Below are 14,857 nucleotides of genomic sequence, written 5' to 3'. Positions count from 1 at the left end.
GGCAGCTCCTCAGAATCGGAGGGTGAGTTTGCTGGTGTGAAAGCCCTCGGCGTAGCGGACGCCCGCCTGCACCCCGCGCACGCGCGCGAGGCCGCGGAACGTCTCCTCGTCGAACCAGGAACGATCGTGTTGGGAGGGGTAGGAGCGGTGCAGCAGGTCGATCTTCTCGGCGACCACGGCCTCGTCCAGCGGCACGAACACCTCGGGCTGCTGGAGGTCCGACTCCCACTTGAGGATCTCGTAGCCGAGCGTCATGTGGTCGCGGAAGACCGTCGGGACGAGCTTGGCGAGGCCGCGGTGGTCCTGGTGGGCGTCGGTCGCGGACGGCGCGAGGATCAGGTCCGGCTCGCAGCCGCGCCGCACCTCCTCCAGGGCCTCCTTCGTGCGCTCCCAGTACGCGGGGAGCCGGCCGTCCGGCATGTCGAGGACGGCCACCTCCAGCCGCGCCTTCGGGCAGAACGCGTCCAGCGCCTCCCGCTCCTCGGCCTCGCGCACCGTCCCGGCGCCCGACAGGATGAGCGCCCGCACGCTCAGCCCGGGGTTGGCCCGGCACAGCTGCAGCAGCGTCCCGCCCGCCCCGATCGGCACGTCGTCGCAGTGCGCTCCGAGCAGCAGGATCTCCGAGCAGTGGCCCGGCGTCAGTCTGATCATCGTCTCCTCGTCCCGGTCACCGCCGCCACCCCCCGGCCGCGGCCGCGTCCGACCGGCCGTGCCCCGCCCCGGGCCCGTCCGGCACCTCCGCCCCGCGCCTCACCCGAGCCGCGAAGCCCCACACACAGCCCCGCGCCTCACCCGAGACGCCAGGCCCCACACCACCTCGCACCTCGCTCGAGACGCGAGGCCCCACAGCACCCCACGCCTCGCCCGAGACGCGGGGTCTCACAGCACCCCACGGCCCGTCTGAGCCGCGGTTCCCTCCGCCCGTCCAGGCTCGTCGCGAGCCGGAGGGCCGTCCCGTCGCGCCGAAGCGCCCTTCCAACGTGCGCCGAAACGCCTCTCCAACGTGCGGCGACAGCGAGGCCGCAGCGGGCCGCGTCACCGTTCCCAGACCGCCCAGGGGCGCTCGCCGCGCCGGTACGCCTCGTCCAGCGCGAGGCGCTCCTTCACGGTGTCGGTCGGACGCCAGTACCCCCGGTAGGGGTAGGTGAGCAGCCCGCCGGTCTTGGCGAGGGCCGCGCAGCCGTCCGCGACGAGGTCGCCGCCCTCGGGGATGTGGTCGAAGACCTCCTGGCGGAGGACGAAGTAGCCTCCGTTGATCCACACCGGCATCTCGGTGACCGGGACGATGCCGGACGCGCGCCCGTCCGCGCCGAGCTCGACGCAGTGGAACGAGTCGGTCGGCGGCACCACCATCATCGACGCGCCCGCGTCCGACGCGGCGAACCGGTCGATCATGTCCGGCAGCGGGGCGTCGGACAGCACGTCGGCGTAGTTGGCGAGGAACATCTCGTCCCCGTCCAGATGGGGCCGGACGCGCCGGAGCCGCTCGCCGATCGGCGACTCGGCCCCGGTGTCCACGAACGTGATCTGCCAGTCGGAGATGTCGGTGGACAGCAGCTCGACGCGCCCGTCGCGCAGGCGGAAGTCGTTGGAGTGCGTCTCCGAGTAGTGGAGGAAGAAGTCCTTGATGTGGTGTGGCGCGTGGCCGAGGCACAGGATGAACTCGGTGTGCCCGTGGTGCGCGTAGTACCGCATGACGTGCCACAACAGCGGACGCGGCCCGACCAGCTGCATCGGCTTGGGGACGTCGCCGGGCGTGCCGGTGCGCATGCGCATGCCGAGGCCCCCGCAGAACAGGACGACCTTCACGCCTCGACCTCCCCGACCTGCACGACGTCCAGTTCGGGGATGGGGAAGACCAGCCGTCCGCCCCAGGCGTTCACATAGGCGAGCTGCTCGGAAAGCTCGTCCCGGAGGTTCCACGGTAGGACGAGCACGTAGTCCGGACGGTCCTCCGCGATCCGCTCAGGCGGAAGTATCGGAATCCGCGTCCCGGGAGTGAACCGTCCGTGCTTGTACGGATTCCGGTCGACCGTGTAGGCGAGCAGGTCGGAACGAATGCCGCAGTGGTTCAGCAAGGTGTTGCCCTTGCCCGGAGCCCCGTACCCGACGACCGTCTTGCCTTCATCAGCCGCCGCTATGAGGAACTTCAGCAGATCGCGCCGCACCTTGGCGACGCGCTCCGCGAACGCCTCATAGCCCTCGTCACTGTGCAGGCCCTGTTCGCGTTCCTTCTGCAGCAGCTCGTGCACGCGCGCACTGGGCTCACCGCCCGGACGGGCCCACAGGCGAATCGAACCGCCGTGCGTGGGCAGCAGCTCGACGTCCACCAGGACCAGTCCGCCACTCGCGAGCGCGCGCTGCGCGGACGCGACCGTGTAGTACTGGAAATGCTCGTGGTAGATCGTGTCGTACTGGCCGAGTTCCATGAGCGTCGCGAGGTACTGGACCTCGATCGACACCCATCCGTCGTCCGCGACGAGCGCGCGAAGCCCCTTGGTGAACCCGACGACATCCGGAATGTGCGCGTAGACGTTGTTCGCCACGACGAGATCGGCGGGTCCGTGCTCGTTCCTGACCCGTTGCCCGGACTCCTCGGTCAGGAACTCCGTCAGCGTTGGAACGCCCTTCTCCCGGGCCGCCTCGCCCACATTCGCGGACGGTTCGATTCCGAGGCACCGGACGCCCTTTTCGACCACGTGCCGGAGGAGGTATCCGTCATTGCTGGCGACCTCCACCACGAAGCGCGGCGCGACCCGTTCGACGGCCGCGTCCACGAAGTCCTTCGCGTGCCGCACCCACGAGTCGGAGTAGGACGAGAAGTACGCGTACTCGGTGAACGTCTCCTCGGGCGTGATCAGCGGCGGGAGCTGCGCCAGCCGGCACTCCCGGCACACCCGCAGGTGCAGCGGGTAGGTCATCTCCGGCGCGTCCAGCCGGTCCACGGTGAGGAACAGCTCGCACGGCGGCGTTGCCCCGAGGTCGACGACGCTCGCCAGGTCCTTCGCGCCGCACAGACGGCACTCGCCCACACCACTGCTCGGATCGTTCACAGCCACCCCCCGCGCCACCCCCGCGCGACCGCTCTCCCGGCCCGCTCCGGCGCCTCGTCCCCGACGAACGACCCCAGCATGACCAGCGATCTTTCGTTCTCAACGGGTCTGACCACAAGCGGCCACAGATAGTGACCAAGGCCGGAATAAGGCGACCTACGGGTTGATCGGATGCCTATCCGGAATTGCCCCAGAACGGCATCCCCGCCCCCTCCGAACCGCACGGATCAACCGTCCGGAGAACACAACGAAGAAGGCCCGGCCCCGAAGGGCCGGACCTCCTTGTGCGCGCCCGGTGTCAGGCGCTCGGGGAACCCGTTGTCACGCGTTCCCGGTGAGTGCGCGGAACCGCCGGAGGCGGAGGCTGTTGCTCACCACGAAGACCGACGAGAAGGCCATGGCGCCGCCCGCGATCATCGGGTTGAGCAGGCCGGTCGCCGCGAGCGGCAGGGCGGCCACGTTGTAGGCGAAGGCCCAGAACAGGTTGCCCTTGATGGTGGCGAGCGTCTTGCGGGAGAGCCGGATCGCGTCGGCCGCCGACCGCAGGTCGCCGCGGACCAGGGTCAGGTCGGACGCCTCGATCGCCGCGTCCGTGCCGGTTCCCATCGCCAGGCCCAGGTCGGCCTGGGCGAGGGCGGCGGCGTCGTTGACACCGTCCCCGACCATCGCGACCGTCCGGCCCTCGGCCTGCAGCTTCTTGACCACGTCCACCTTGTCGGCGGGCATGACCTCGGCGATCACCTCGTCGATGCCGACCTGGTCGGCGACCGTCCGGGCCACCGCCTCGTTGTCACCGGTCAGCAGCACCGGCCGCAGGCCCAGCGCCCGCAGCTGCGTGATCGCCTCGGCGGAGGTCGGCTTGATCTGGTCCGCGACCGTCAGGACCGCGCGGGCCTTGCCGTCCCAGCCGACCGCCACGGCGGTCTCGCCGCGCTCGGCCGCCTCGGACATCGCCTTCTCCAGCTCGGGGGTCAGGTGCTGCTCCCATTCCGCGAGGAGCTTCGGCCGGCCGACGAGCACGCCGTGCCCGTCCACCACACCCTGGACGCCCAGACCCTCGATGTTGCCGAAGTCGTCCACCTTGGGCAGGTCGCCGACCTTCTCGGTCGCGCCCTTGGCGATCGCCTGGGCGATCGGGTGCTCCGACGCGTCCTCCAGCGCCCCGGCCAGCCGCAGGACCTGCTTCTCGTCGGTCTCGGCGGCGGAGTCGACGACGACCTTGACGAGCGCCATCCGGCCGCTGGTCACGGTGCCGGTCTTGTCCAGGACGACGGTGTCCACCTTGCGGGTCGACTCGAGGACCTCCGGGCCCTTGATCAGGATGCCCATCTGGGCGCCCCGGCCCGTCCCGACCATCAGCGCGGTCGGAGTGGCCAGGCCCAGAGCGCACGGGCAGGCGATGATCAGGACGGCCACCGCGGCGGTGAACGCGGCGGCGACGCCGTCGCCCGTGCCGAGCCAGAAGCCGAGCGTGGCGATGGAGAGCGCGATCACGATCGGGACGAACACCCCGGAGAGCCGGTCCGCGAGGCGCTGCACCTGGGCCTTGCCGGTCTGCGCGTCCTCGACCAGCTTGGCCATCTGCGCGAGCTGGGTGTCGGAGCCGACCCGGCTGGCGCGGACGAGCAGCCGTCCGCCCGCGTTCACCGTGGCGCCGACCACCGCGTCGCCGGGCGAGACCTCCACCGGCACCGACTCGCCGGTGAGCAGGGAGGCGTCCACGGCGGACGTGCCCTCCTCGACGACACCGTCGGTGGCGATCTTCTCGCCGGGCCGGACGACGAACACGTCGCCGACGTTGAGCTGGTCGATCGGGATGCGCTGCTCGGCGCCGCCGCGGATCACCGCGACGTCCTTGGCGCCCAGCTCGAGCAGGGTGCGCAGGGCGGCCCCGGCGCGCCGCTTGGAGCGCGCCTCGAAGTACCGTCCGGCCAGGATGAAGGCGATGACGCCGGCCGCCGCCTCCAGGTAGATGTTGGACGAGCCGTCCGAGCGGGTCATCGAGAACTCGAAGCCGTGCTTCATGCCCGGCGTGCCCGCGTTCCCGAGGAACAGCGCCCACAGCGACCAGCCGAACGCGGCGAGCGTGCCCACGCTGACCAGCGTGTCCATCGTCGCGGCGCCGTGCCGCAGGTTCGTCCAGGCGGCCCGGTGGAACGGCCAGCCCGCGTAGACGACCACGGGCGCGGCCAGGACCAGCGACATCCACTGCCAGTTCTTGAACTGCAGGGCCGGGACCATCGCCATCGCGATCACCGGGACCGACAGCACCAGCGCCGTGATCAGGCGCTGCCGCAGCGGCTTCAGCTCGTCCGCGGGCTCGGCGTCCGCGTCCGCACCGGAGTCGGAGCCCTTCGGCGGCTTCGGAAGCTCGGCGGTGTAGCCGGTCTTCACGACGGTGGCGATCAGGTCATCGGCGGTCACCCCCTCGGGGAACTGAACCGTGGCCTTCTCGGTCGCATAGTTGACGGTGGCGGTGACACCGTCCATCCGGTTGAGCTTCTTCTCGATGCGGGCGGCGCAGGAAGCGCAGGTCATCCCGCCGATCGCCAGCTCGATGTGGCCTGAGGGAGGGGCTGTGGTGGCCATCGCTGCTCCTTTCGCGGTTCCGGCGCGTCCGCGCTTCCGCTGCTACGCGTCTTGGGGGGTGAGGTCTGTTGGTCGGGCGTTAGGGGTACGGGCTATTTCGCGACGGCGGTGAACTCGGCCGTGCGGACGGTTCCCTCGTGGCTGAAGTCCAGGTAGAGGCGGTAGGTGCCGGCGCTCGGGACGTCGGCGTCGAAGGTGATGTCCGGGCCGGGCTTGGTCTTGCCGTCACCGGGCTCGCCCTCGGGGTGGACGTGCAGGTAGGCGAGGTCGCCGCTGCGCAGCGCGACCAGGTGCCCGTACGCCTCGAGGTAGGGGTCCAGGTTGGTGACCTGCTGACCGTCCTTGCTGACGGTCAGGGTCAGCGGGCTCGGCTGGCCCGGCTTCAGCTCGCCCTTCAGCGTGACCTCGTAACCGTCGACCTTGGCGGTCAGCTCCGGCTGCGGGACGGCCTTGGGCTGGAAGTCGCCCGGGGCGAAGACGTCGGTGCCGAGGGTGAGCTGCTTCTCGGCGCCCACCGGCTGCACGTCGGTGAAGAAGCGGTACGCACCCGCGTCCGTCAGCGTGATCGGGACGGACCAGACTCCGCCGCCGACCGCGGTCGGGTGCAGGTGCTGGAAGCCCGAGAGGTCCCGGCGGGCCAGGATCAGGTGCAGGTCCTTGCCGTGCAGCGGGGTGTAGCGGGTGACCGGCTTGCCGTCCGGCCCGTTCACGGTGAACCGGAAGTCGGTCTTCTGGCCCGGGGTGACGGTGGTCGTCTGCGGGGCCAGCGTGTAGCCGCCGTCCGTGACCAGGAGCCCCCCGGGGGTACCCCCGCCGCCTCCGTGTCCGCCGTGCGCGCCGCCCTGTCCGCCGTGTCCGCCGTGCTCGCCGCTCATCTCGTCCCCGCTTTCAGTGTTCATGTGGTGTCCCGTCTCCGCTTTCGCGCCCACGGATCCGGTCACCGTTCCGATCCCCAGCGCGCCGCCGAAGACGGCCGCCAGGCCCAGCACGTACGCGCCGACTCTCGTCGTCGTCCTCATCGTCATCCGTCCTTTCGGCCCGTCCCGGCGGCGGCCGGTGCCGCGGCGTCCCTCACTCGGACGGCCGCCGCGGCACCGATCTCACCGGGTCAGGCGACCTCGTATCCGGCCTCGTCGATGGCGGCACGGAACGCGGCGTCGTCCAGCGGCGCCTCGCTGGTGACGGTGACCTTGCCGCTCGCCAGCTCCACCTGGACGTCGCTGACGCCGCTGATCGAGCCGACCTCCTGCTTGACCGAGCCGACGCAGTGGCCGCAGGTCATTCCGGTGACGGTGTAGGTGGCGGTGCTCATGTCCCTGACTCCTCGGTGCTCGTTTTCGCTGTCCTCGAGGTACCCCCTGGGGGTATCTCGTGGCCCTTATGCTGCCACAGGGTCACACCTATCGCAACCCCTACCCCCTAGGGGTTATTGCGAGACCTGCATCACATTGCTGGGATATCTGGTGATACGTCCCGCCGTCCCGCGCCGCCCGGACGGCCTGCCCGGTGGGCCTCAGAGGGTCCCCGGACGGCCCCTGGCGGGCCGGTTATCCACATGCCCCGCGCCCCGGCCGCCGCGCGCGGTCGTCGGAACGGGGGCATTTGCCAAGGTATATCCGGCGCGAACGTCCCTCGCGCCGAGGTTACCGACGCCGTGCACAGGGTTTTCCACAGCTTTCCACAGCGCTGTGGACGACGGCCGTCCTCGGATACTGTGAAGCATGCCCGAGCTTCCCGAGGTCGAGTCGCTCGCCGCGTTCCTGCGGGAACGCGCGGTCGGCCACGCCGTCGCACGCGTCGATGTTCTCGCCATCTCCGCGCTCAAGACCTACGACCCGCCGGTCACCTCCCTCGGCGGGCTCACGATCACCGGCGTCGCCCGGCACGGCAAGTTCCTCGACATCGACGCGGACGGGCTGCACCTGGTCGTCCATCTGGCCCGCGCCGGGTGGCTGCGCTGGCGTGACGAGGTGCCCGTCAAGCCCGTCCGTCCCGGCGGCAAGAACCCGCTCGCCCTGCGCGTCCACCTGGACGACGGCTCGGGCTTCGACCTCACCGAGGCCGGAACCAAGAAGGGCCTGGCCGTCTACGTCGTGCGCGACGCGTCCGACGTGGAGGGCGTCGCCTCACTCGGCCCCGACCCGCTCGCCGCGTCCTTCACGGTCGACACGCTGGCCGGCATCGTCCGGGGCAAACGCACCCAGATCAAGGGCCTGCTCCGCGACCAGAAGATCGTCGCGGGCATCGGCAACGCCTACTCCGACGAGGTCCTGCACGTCGCGAAGATGTCGCCCTTCAAGATCGCCGGTTCCCTCACCGACGAGGAGATCCAGACCCTCTACGACGCCGTCATCGACACCCTTCGCGACGCCGTCGCCCGCTCCGAGGGCCTCGCCGCGCAGGATCTCAAGGCCGAGAAGAAGACCGGCCTCCGCGTCCACGGCCGCACCGGCGAGAAGTGCCCCGTCTGCGGCGACGTCATCCGCGAGGTCTCGTTCGCCGACTCGTCCCTGCAGTACTGCCCGACCTGCCAGACCGGCGGCAAGCCCCTGGCCGACCGCCGCCTCTCCCGCCTCCTCAAGTAGCCCCCTCCGCGCGGTGCGGCCGCGAGCTTCGGGGACGCCTGAGGCCGAACGTGAGCCGACCGCGCCCCGATCCCATGCTGGGAGCGGACGCGGCCGGGGGTTGGCGGGGTGGGTAGGGAGCATGTTCAACAGACGCGCCGCCACGTCCCCGGACAGGCCGAGCCGTCAGGTAGACCGGCAAGGCCGTCCTCCAGGCAGGGCCGTCCGGCGGGCCCGCCAGCGGCCGGGCTGTTAGGCGGACTGGCAGGGCCGTCCGGCGGGCCCGCCAGCAAGCGGGCCATCCGGCAGGCAGGACCATCCGGCGTGCGCAGGGCTGTCCAGCGTGGCCCGCCAGTGGACGGGCCAGGCCGTCCGGCGGGTCCCGGCGGCGGAAGGGCCAGGCCGTCAGGTGGGCGGACGGGGCCATCAGGCGGAGCGGTCAGCGAACGGGCGGGGCCGTCAGCAGGCGGGCGGGGTCGTCAGCGGACGGGTGGGACGCCTCCGAAGAGGGGGGCGACCTTGCTCCAGCGGGCCAGCTGGCAGCCGTCCGTCCGGGTGAACTTGGTGTCGATCGCCTGGCCGTGCCAGGTGCCCTTGACCGTGGCGACCTCCGGACCGCCGTAGATCTTGGTGCACATCATGTCCGGCGGGACGGGCTTGAAGGCGTCCGGGGCCTTGGCCAGGGCCGTGCACGCCTGAGCAGCCTTCGGGAGGTCGCCGCCCGTGGGATCGCAGGTCAGGGTCCAGGTCTTGGCGGGAGCCTGGGCGGACGCCCGGACACTGACGGTCAGGTGGTTCGCGGAGGAGCCGCTGGGCGCGACCTGGTCCTTCGGCGGGGTCACCGACGTCCCCGACTTGGCGTGTTCGGAACCGCAGGCGGCGGCCGACATCACCAGAGCCAGGGCGGCCGGTGTGAAAAGGAGCATCCGATACCGCATAGACGATTCGACGTTACAGCCGTCCGGACGGTTCCCTGCGATTCCGGCCGCCGCGGTGCGCGACGTCCGGGACGCAGGGGTGAGTCTGCGTGTGGCGGACGGGCGGCGGGACATGGAAGGTCCTGGAGCATGATGGGATTCGTGCTCGGATCTGTAGGTTGCGAACGTCCCCGACCCACGCGGCGGGGGCCTTTTGGGAGGTTCGGATGAACTTCGGGAACGACGTCCCGGCCGTGGACGCTGCCGAGGTACCGGAAGACGCGTACCTGCTGGACGTCCGGGAACAGTACGAATGGGACGCCGGGCACGCTCCCGACGCGGTCCACATCCCGATGGGCGAGCTGAGCGACCGCGCCGTCGAGATCCCCCGCGACCGCGAGATCTACGTCGTGTGCCGGTCCGGGATGCGGTCCGCGCAGGTCACCGTCGCCCTCAACCAGGCCGGCTGGATCGCCAAGAACGTCACCGGCGGCATGAAGCGCTGGCTGGAGGCAGGCCGCCCCATGGACGGCCACACCGACGCACCCCCACACATCGCCTAACCCCGCACTCCCCCTGCCCGCCCCGCGCCGACACGAGGAGGCCGCCCCGTCGAGCGGGCGGGGGACACTCTCCCCTGCGCGGACCTCCGCCGAGCGAATCGAACCCTCCGCATCTCCGTGGCTTCACGAGCGCTGCGCCTATGCGGGTTGGGGGAGTTGGGTGAGGACGAGGGCCGGGCTCGGCGGGGCATGTGGTCGGGCTTGCCAGGGCCGCGAAAAAAGGCGGATCCCTGGGCGTTCCACTCCCTGGAACGTTCGATGTACCATTTGCCCGTCTTAACGGAACACCGCGGGAGCTCGGGCCAACCGGGCTGAGAGGGCGGCAGAACGCGGCGCCGCCGACCGCATGAACCTGTCCGGGTAATGCCGGCGTAGGGAGCGTGCAGTGTCCGCTGTGCAACCGAAGTCCGTCGACGCCCCGCGCGACGAGGCCCCGTACACCCTCGACCAGCCCGCGCCCAGGGTGCTGGGCTTCTGGGACCAGTCGGCGTTCTGGGCCAACCTCGGCGTCAGCCTCCTCGCGTTCTCCGGCGCGTACACCGTGCTCGCGCCGACCGAGGACGGCAAGCCGACCATCTCGATCATGGCGGGCATCACCGCGATGATCGTCGGAACGGTGATCGGCGGCCTGATGCTGGGCCTGGCCGCCGTCCCCGGCGCGCGCACCGGCCAGCCCGCGATGGTGCTCCTGCGCGGACTGTTCGGGGCCCGGCCGTCCTACCTGCCGACCCTGCTGAACGTCGCGCAGCTGATCGGCTGGGGCACCTTCGAACTGATCACCATCGCGGGCGCGGCCCAGGCCCTCTACGACGGCGTGCCGCGCTGGGTCTACGTGGTCGCCGCCGGTGTGATCACGACCGTCCTGACGATCTGGCCGCTCGGATCCGTCCGGATGCTGCGCCGCTACGTGACGGTCGCGGTCTGCGTCGCGCTGGTCTACTTCTACGTCCAGCTGCTGCGTGAGCCGCTGCCCGACCTGAACCGGGGCTCCTGGAACGGGTTCTGGATCGGCGCGGACGCGGCGCTCGCGGTGTCGATCTCGTGGGTCCCGGTCGCCGCCGACTACACCCGCCACTCCCGGACGCAGCGCGCCGCCTTCGGCGCGGCCACGGTCGGTTACTCGATCACGCAGATCATCGCCTACGTGCTCGGCCTGTTCGCGTTGGCCCTGGTCGCGGGCGACTCGTCCCGGATCTACGACCCGTTCCTGCACGTCACGCTGGGCGCGCTGATCTTCGCGATCTTCGTCCTGCGTGAGGCCGACCAGTCCTTCGCGAACGTCTACTCCACGGCCGTGTCGATCCAGAACCTCGTCCCACGCGCCGACCGCCGCGTCCTGTCGGTCGCGCTGGGCGTCCTGATCACGGTTCTCGCGCTGGCCCTGGACATCAACGACTACGCCGGATTCCTGTCACTGATCGGTTCGGTCTTCGTCCCCATGCTGGGCGTCCTGGCCGCCGACTTCTTCCTCGGCAGCGGCCGACGCGGCTGGAACACCGCCCGCTCCGCCCCCGCCCGCTGGAACATGATCGTCGCCTGGCTCGCCGGCATCGTCGTCTACCAGCTCATCAACCCCGGCACCGTCGCCCACTGGACCGACCTCTGGCAGGACGTCCAGAAGGCCCTCCACTTCACCCCCGCCTCCTGGATGAGCGCCTCCCTCTTCTCCTTCCTGGTCGCCGCAGGCGCCGCCCTCCTCCTGGCCCCCCTGACCCGCCCCAAGCCCGAAACCCCCGCCTAACCCCACCCCACGCCCAACACCCGCAACGCGCAGAACCCAACGCAAAGCCCCTTGAACAAGGCCCCAGCCTGCGCCGTGAGACCCGCACCCAGGGCACCCAACGCTGCGCGGCCCGCACCGTGGCGCGGGCCGCAGCGCAGGCCGAGACAAGAAGCTCAAGCCTGCGCGCGGAGCCCGATCCCACATCTGGGGCCCGCTGCAACGCGCCCCTGCCGCAGGTCCGTGACGAACAACCCCGCAGCGAACCGCCGCAAGGCGCGAAGCCAAAGCAAGGCGAGGCGCACAGCCGACGCGCGGCGCGGCGCCACCTGGCGCGGCCTGGCCTGACGTGACGCAACGCGGCGTGGCGCGGCGCTGCCTGGCGCGGCGCGGCGCTGCCTGACGCGGCGCTGCCTGGCGCGGCGCGATGCGGCGTGACGCGATGCGGTGCGGCGTGACGCGGCGCGACGTGTCGCGATGCGACGTGGCGCGGCCTGGCGCGGTGCGGCCTGACGCGGCCTGGCCTGACGCGGCGCAACGCGGCGTGGCGCGGCACGGCCTGGCGCGGCGCAACGCGGCGTGGCGCGGCATGGCCTGGCGCGGCGAGGCGTGGAGGCGAGGCGTGGCATGGCGCGGCGAGGCGAGGCGAGGCGCGGCGAGGCGCGGCAACGTGTGGAGCCGAGGCGTGGCGTGGCCTGGGGCTGAAGCGAGGCGGGAGGCGCGGCGGTCGGTAGCGCGCCTGCGGTCTGCGGCGGACCGCTGCGATCGGCGACGGACGGCGGCGAAAACAGCCGTGACACCGCGGACGCCACCGGCAGACCGGGTCGGCGGCCTGAGGCCAGGAGCGCGTGCGGCGTTCTGCGCGGACTCGTGTGAGATCCACGCTTGGGGGACGCCCACCACCAGCCGGTCGTAGGGCGCCTCCAGCGTCCCGTCCGCTCCCTGCTCCGATTTGGCGGCCGCGGCCGGACGGACCTGGACCACATGGCGCACGGCGGAGATGCCGACGACGTAGGCGGGGAGCGGCGCGTCCGGCCGGACGGTCAGGACAGGCGCTCGAGGACCATCGCCATGCCCTTGCCGACGGCGATAGGCGCCACCGGCGGCGGGTGGTGGTAGGGCCCGCGCCGGCGGCGGACGGGGCCGGTGGACTAGGACGGGGAAGCTAAGCCCGTTGCCACAAGTGCTCTGAGCTGCGGATTCGGCGGTTATCCACAGATCGCTGGTTGGCTTTCCTCGGTGCCTGGCGGGACGGAGACTGGATGTTGTGCGGGGGAATGGACGGGGCCTGTGTGAGGGAAGGGGGTGATGGTTTTCGAAGTGGGAGAGCGGTGCGGTGAGACCTTTCAGGGGCGGTTGCCCGGCAGGACGAGGTGATGCGATGGCAGCATGAGGGCGTGCAGCTCCAGGTTCACGATCCGATCGCGCGCGCCGTCATCGAGTGCGCCGCCGACGCGATCGTCGCCGTGGACCACGAGCACCGTGTGACGGTGTGGAATCCGGCGGCCGAGCGCATGTTCGGCTGGACGGCGGCCGAGATGATGGGGCGGGTCCCCCCGATCGTGCCGGACGAGCTGACCGCCGAGCACAACGCGGTGCAGGAGCGGCTGCTCACGCGGCGTGCCGGGGAGGGCGACACCGGCCGGATCTCGATCGCCACGCGCCGGTTCTGCCGGAACGGGACGCTGATCGACGTCCGGATCGACACGAGCCTGCTCCGGGACGCGCACGGCGATCCACTCGGCTGGGTCGGCGTCTACCACCCGGTGGAGGAGGACGAGGTCGCGCAGCATCACATGGCCGAGCGGGCCCGGCTGGTCCGGCGACTGAACGACATCGTCGCCGACCTGAACGCCGAGCTCGACCTGGCCGTGGTGCTCGACCGGATCACCGCGGCGCTGATCGAGCTGACCGGCGCCGACGCGGCCGGGTTCGTCCGGATCGAGGGCGAGCGGCTGCGGCTGGTCAGCCTGACCGGGCTGCCCGAACGGATGCGCGGCGCGACCGCCGACCTGCGGTCCAGTCTGGTCGGGGAGCTGCTGCGGACGGGCAAGACGGTCAAGCTCGCCGGTGGTGAGCGACGGCTCGGCGACCTGATCTGGTCGGAGCTGCCCGGCCTGCACACGATCACGCTCGGCCTGTCGTACCTGCAGAACCGGCCGTACGGCGCGCTGTACGCGCTGTTCTCCGGCCGTCGGCCGGGCCACACCGAGCTGGAACTGCTGGAGCTGCTCGCCGGGCACGCCGGAGTCGCCGTCGGGAATGCCGTCGCCTTCGCCGAGGCCGTCCGGCAGCGTGCGCACGAGCGGGCGGTGATCGACGCCAGCGCGGACGGGATCGCCGTGCTCGACCGGGACGGCCTGGTCTGCCAGTGGAACCCGGCGGCGACCCGCCTCACCGGTGTCCCGACCGAGCAGGCGCTCGGCGGCCCGTTGCCGTTCGACGCGCCCGCGCCCGGGAGCATCCGCACGCTGCGACTGCCGTCCGGAGTGTGGCTGGAGGTGCTGGCCGCCGAGGTCGCCGAGACCGACGAGCTGGTCGTGGACTTCCGCGACGTGTCCGAGGCCAAGGCGCTGGAGGAGGCGAAGGACCTGTTCCTCGCGACCACCAGCCACGAGCTGCGCACCCCGATCACGGTCGTGCGCGGCTTCGCCAGCACGCTCGTCAACCGCTGGGACGAACTCCCTGACCCCGACCGCCGCGCCGCCGTCGCCACGATCGCCGACCGCGCCGAGTCCCTGGCCCGCCTCGTCGAACACCTGCTGCTCGGCTCCCGCGCCGGCGCGGACGAGCTCGCCGTCACCATCGACGCCTTCGACCTCGCGCACGTCATCACCGGCGTCGTCGCAGGGTTCCGCTCCCTGTCCCCGCTGCACCGTGTGGAGTTGGAACTCGACCCCGAGCTGCCGTCCTGCCAGGGTGACGCGCTCGCCACCGACATCGTCCTCGGCCAGCTCCTCGAGAACGCCTTCAAGTACTCCCCGGACGGCGGCGTCGTCCGCGTCCGCGCCCGCGCCGAAGGCCGCAACCTGATCGTGACCGTCACCGACGAGGGCATCGGCATCGCCCCCGGCGACCACGAACGGATCTTCGAGCGCTTCGTCCAAGGCGAAGCCGGCGACCGCCGCCGTTTCGGCGGCATCGGCCTCGGTCTCTACATCGTCAAACGCCTCACCGAGGCCCAGCACGGCACCATCACCGCCCACCCCGCCACCCACGGCCCCGGCACCTGCATGCGCCTGACCCTCAACCGCACTCCCTAACCCCCGGATCCGGTTTGGAGAGCGGCTACACCCACGACTTCACCAAGGAGGACGCGCCGCAGTCCTTCATCTACGACGCCGCACAGAACTACGCGGCACCGCGCACCGCGCTACTCGGCACCGCGCACCGCGCTACTCGGCACCGCGCACCGCGCTACTCGGCACCGCGCACCGCGCTACTCGGCACC

The 14,857-nt window shown here is 71.4% G+C and carries 11 protein-coding genes and 1 riboswitch; of the genes, 4 read left to right on the top strand and 7 right to left on the bottom strand.

Annotated features, from left to right (window positions below; translation table 11 throughout):
• Positions 1-9: 9 nt before the first annotated feature.
• The 6 genes from P696_RS0111860 to P696_RS0111830 all read right to left on the bottom strand — a co-directional run bounded on the left by P696_RS0111860 (position 10) and on the right by P696_RS0111830 (position 6,954).
• A complete protein-coding gene (locus P696_RS0111860; RefSeq protein WP_026412510.1) occupies positions 10-651 on the bottom strand; it encodes a PIG-L deacetylase family protein in 642 nt (213 codons plus the stop codon).
• A gap of 384 nt (positions 652-1,035) precedes the next feature.
• Positions 1,036-1,809, bottom strand: coding sequence for a glycosyltransferase family protein (locus tag P696_RS0111855; RefSeq protein WP_026412509.1), 774 nt, complete (start codon positions 1,807-1,809; stop codon positions 1,036-1,038).
• Positions 1,806-3,053, bottom strand: coding sequence for a class I SAM-dependent methyltransferase (locus tag P696_RS0111850; RefSeq protein WP_026412508.1), 1,248 nt, complete (start codon positions 3,051-3,053; stop codon positions 1,806-1,808). Before P696_RS0111850 ends, P696_RS0111855 begins: the two co-directional genes overlap by 4 nt.
• A 321-nt stretch (positions 3,054-3,374) precedes the next feature.
• Entirely contained in the window at positions 3,375-5,642 is a 2,268-nt protein-coding gene (locus P696_RS0111840) for a heavy metal translocating P-type ATPase (RefSeq protein WP_026412507.1), read from the bottom strand.
• Between the two features lie 92 nt (positions 5,643-5,734).
• Positions 5,735-6,661 carry a hypothetical protein gene (locus P696_RS0111835; RefSeq protein ID WP_026412506.1) on the bottom strand — a complete coding sequence of 309 codons (927 nt, stop codon included), beginning with the start codon at positions 6,659-6,661 and terminating at the stop codon, positions 5,735-5,737.
• Positions 6,662-6,750: 89 nt separating this feature from the next.
• Positions 6,751-6,954: a heavy-metal-associated domain-containing protein gene (locus P696_RS0111830; RefSeq protein ID WP_026412505.1), complete on the bottom strand. Its 204-nt coding sequence runs from the start codon at positions 6,952-6,954 to the stop codon at positions 6,751-6,753.
• 409 nt (positions 6,955-7,363) lie between these two features.
• On the opposite strand from P696_RS0111830, the gene P696_RS0111825 reads away from it, so the two are divergent.
• Entirely contained in the window at positions 7,364-8,227 is an 864-nt protein-coding gene (locus tag P696_RS0111825) for an Fpg/Nei family DNA glycosylase (protein WP_026412504.1), read from the top strand.
• Between the two features lie 458 nt (positions 8,228-8,685).
• On the opposite strand, the gene P696_RS0111820 is transcribed toward P696_RS0111825, so the two are convergent.
• On the bottom strand, positions 8,686-9,132 hold the full coding sequence (locus P696_RS0111820; protein WP_245627623.1) for an SSI family serine proteinase inhibitor: 447 nt from the start codon (positions 9,130-9,132) through the stop codon (positions 8,686-8,688).
• A 218-nt stretch (positions 9,133-9,350) separates the two neighbouring features.
• Here P696_RS0111820 and P696_RS0111815 point away from each other — a divergent pair, with 218 nt between their 5' ends.
• The 3 genes from P696_RS0111815 to P696_RS0111800 all read left to right on the top strand — a co-directional run bounded on the left by P696_RS0111815 (position 9,351) and on the right by P696_RS0111800 (position 14,669).
• Positions 9,351-9,686, top strand: a complete 336-nt coding sequence (locus P696_RS0111815; RefSeq protein ID WP_034484508.1) for a rhodanese-like domain-containing protein — start codon at positions 9,351-9,353, stop codon at positions 9,684-9,686.
• 279 nt (positions 9,687-9,965) lie between these two features.
• Positions 9,966-10,082, top strand: a riboswitch (TPP riboswitch).
• Positions 10,072-11,427 (top strand): purine-cytosine permease family protein, encoded by a 1,356-nt coding sequence (locus P696_RS0111810; protein WP_245627622.1) that lies wholly within the window; start codon positions 10,072-10,074, stop codon positions 11,425-11,427. (Overlaps the previous riboswitch by 11 nt.)
• Before the next feature lie 1,376 nt (positions 11,428-12,803).
• On the top strand, positions 12,804-14,669 hold the full coding sequence (locus P696_RS0111800) for a sensor histidine kinase (RefSeq protein ID WP_026412499.1): 1,866 nt from the start codon (positions 12,804-12,806) through the stop codon (positions 14,667-14,669).
• The last annotated feature ends 188 nt before the right edge of the window (positions 14,670-14,857 follow it).

The organism is Actinomadura oligospora ATCC 43269 (assembly GCF_000518265.1).
GTDB lineage: Bacteria > Actinomycetota > Actinomycetes > Streptosporangiales > Streptosporangiaceae > Spirillospora > Spirillospora oligospora.
The sequence above is the reverse complement of the archived record's forward strand: the minus strand, read 5'-3'. Positions and strand labels throughout refer to the sequence as shown.

What these genes read in the sequence shown, in the direction of transcription:
- P696_RS0111830 (WP_026412505.1), bottom strand. Translation starts at nt 6,954, where the DNA reads ATGAGCACCGCCACCTACACCGTCACCGGAATGACCTGCGGCCACTGC.
- P696_RS0111820 (WP_245627623.1), bottom strand. Translation starts at nt 9,132, where the DNA reads ATGCTCCTTTTCACACCGGCCGCCCTGGCTCTGGTGATGTCGGCCGCC.
- P696_RS0111835 (WP_026412506.1), bottom strand. Translation starts at nt 6,661, where the DNA reads ATGAGGACGACGACGAGAGTCGGCGCGTACGTGCTGGGCCTGGCGGCC.
- P696_RS0111840 (WP_026412507.1), bottom strand. Translation starts at nt 5,642, where the DNA reads ATGGCCACCACAGCCCCTCCCTCAGGCCACATCGAGCTGGCGATCGGC.
- P696_RS0111860 (WP_026412510.1), bottom strand. Translation starts at nt 651, where the DNA reads ATGATCAGACTGACGCCGGGCCACTGCTCGGAGATCCTGCTGCTCGGA.
- P696_RS0111815 (WP_034484508.1), top strand. Translation starts at nt 9,351, where the DNA reads ATGAACTTCGGGAACGACGTCCCGGCCGTGGACGCTGCCGAGGTACCG.
- P696_RS0111825 (WP_026412504.1), top strand. Translation starts at nt 7,364, where the DNA reads ATGCCCGAGCTTCCCGAGGTCGAGTCGCTCGCCGCGTTCCTGCGGGAA.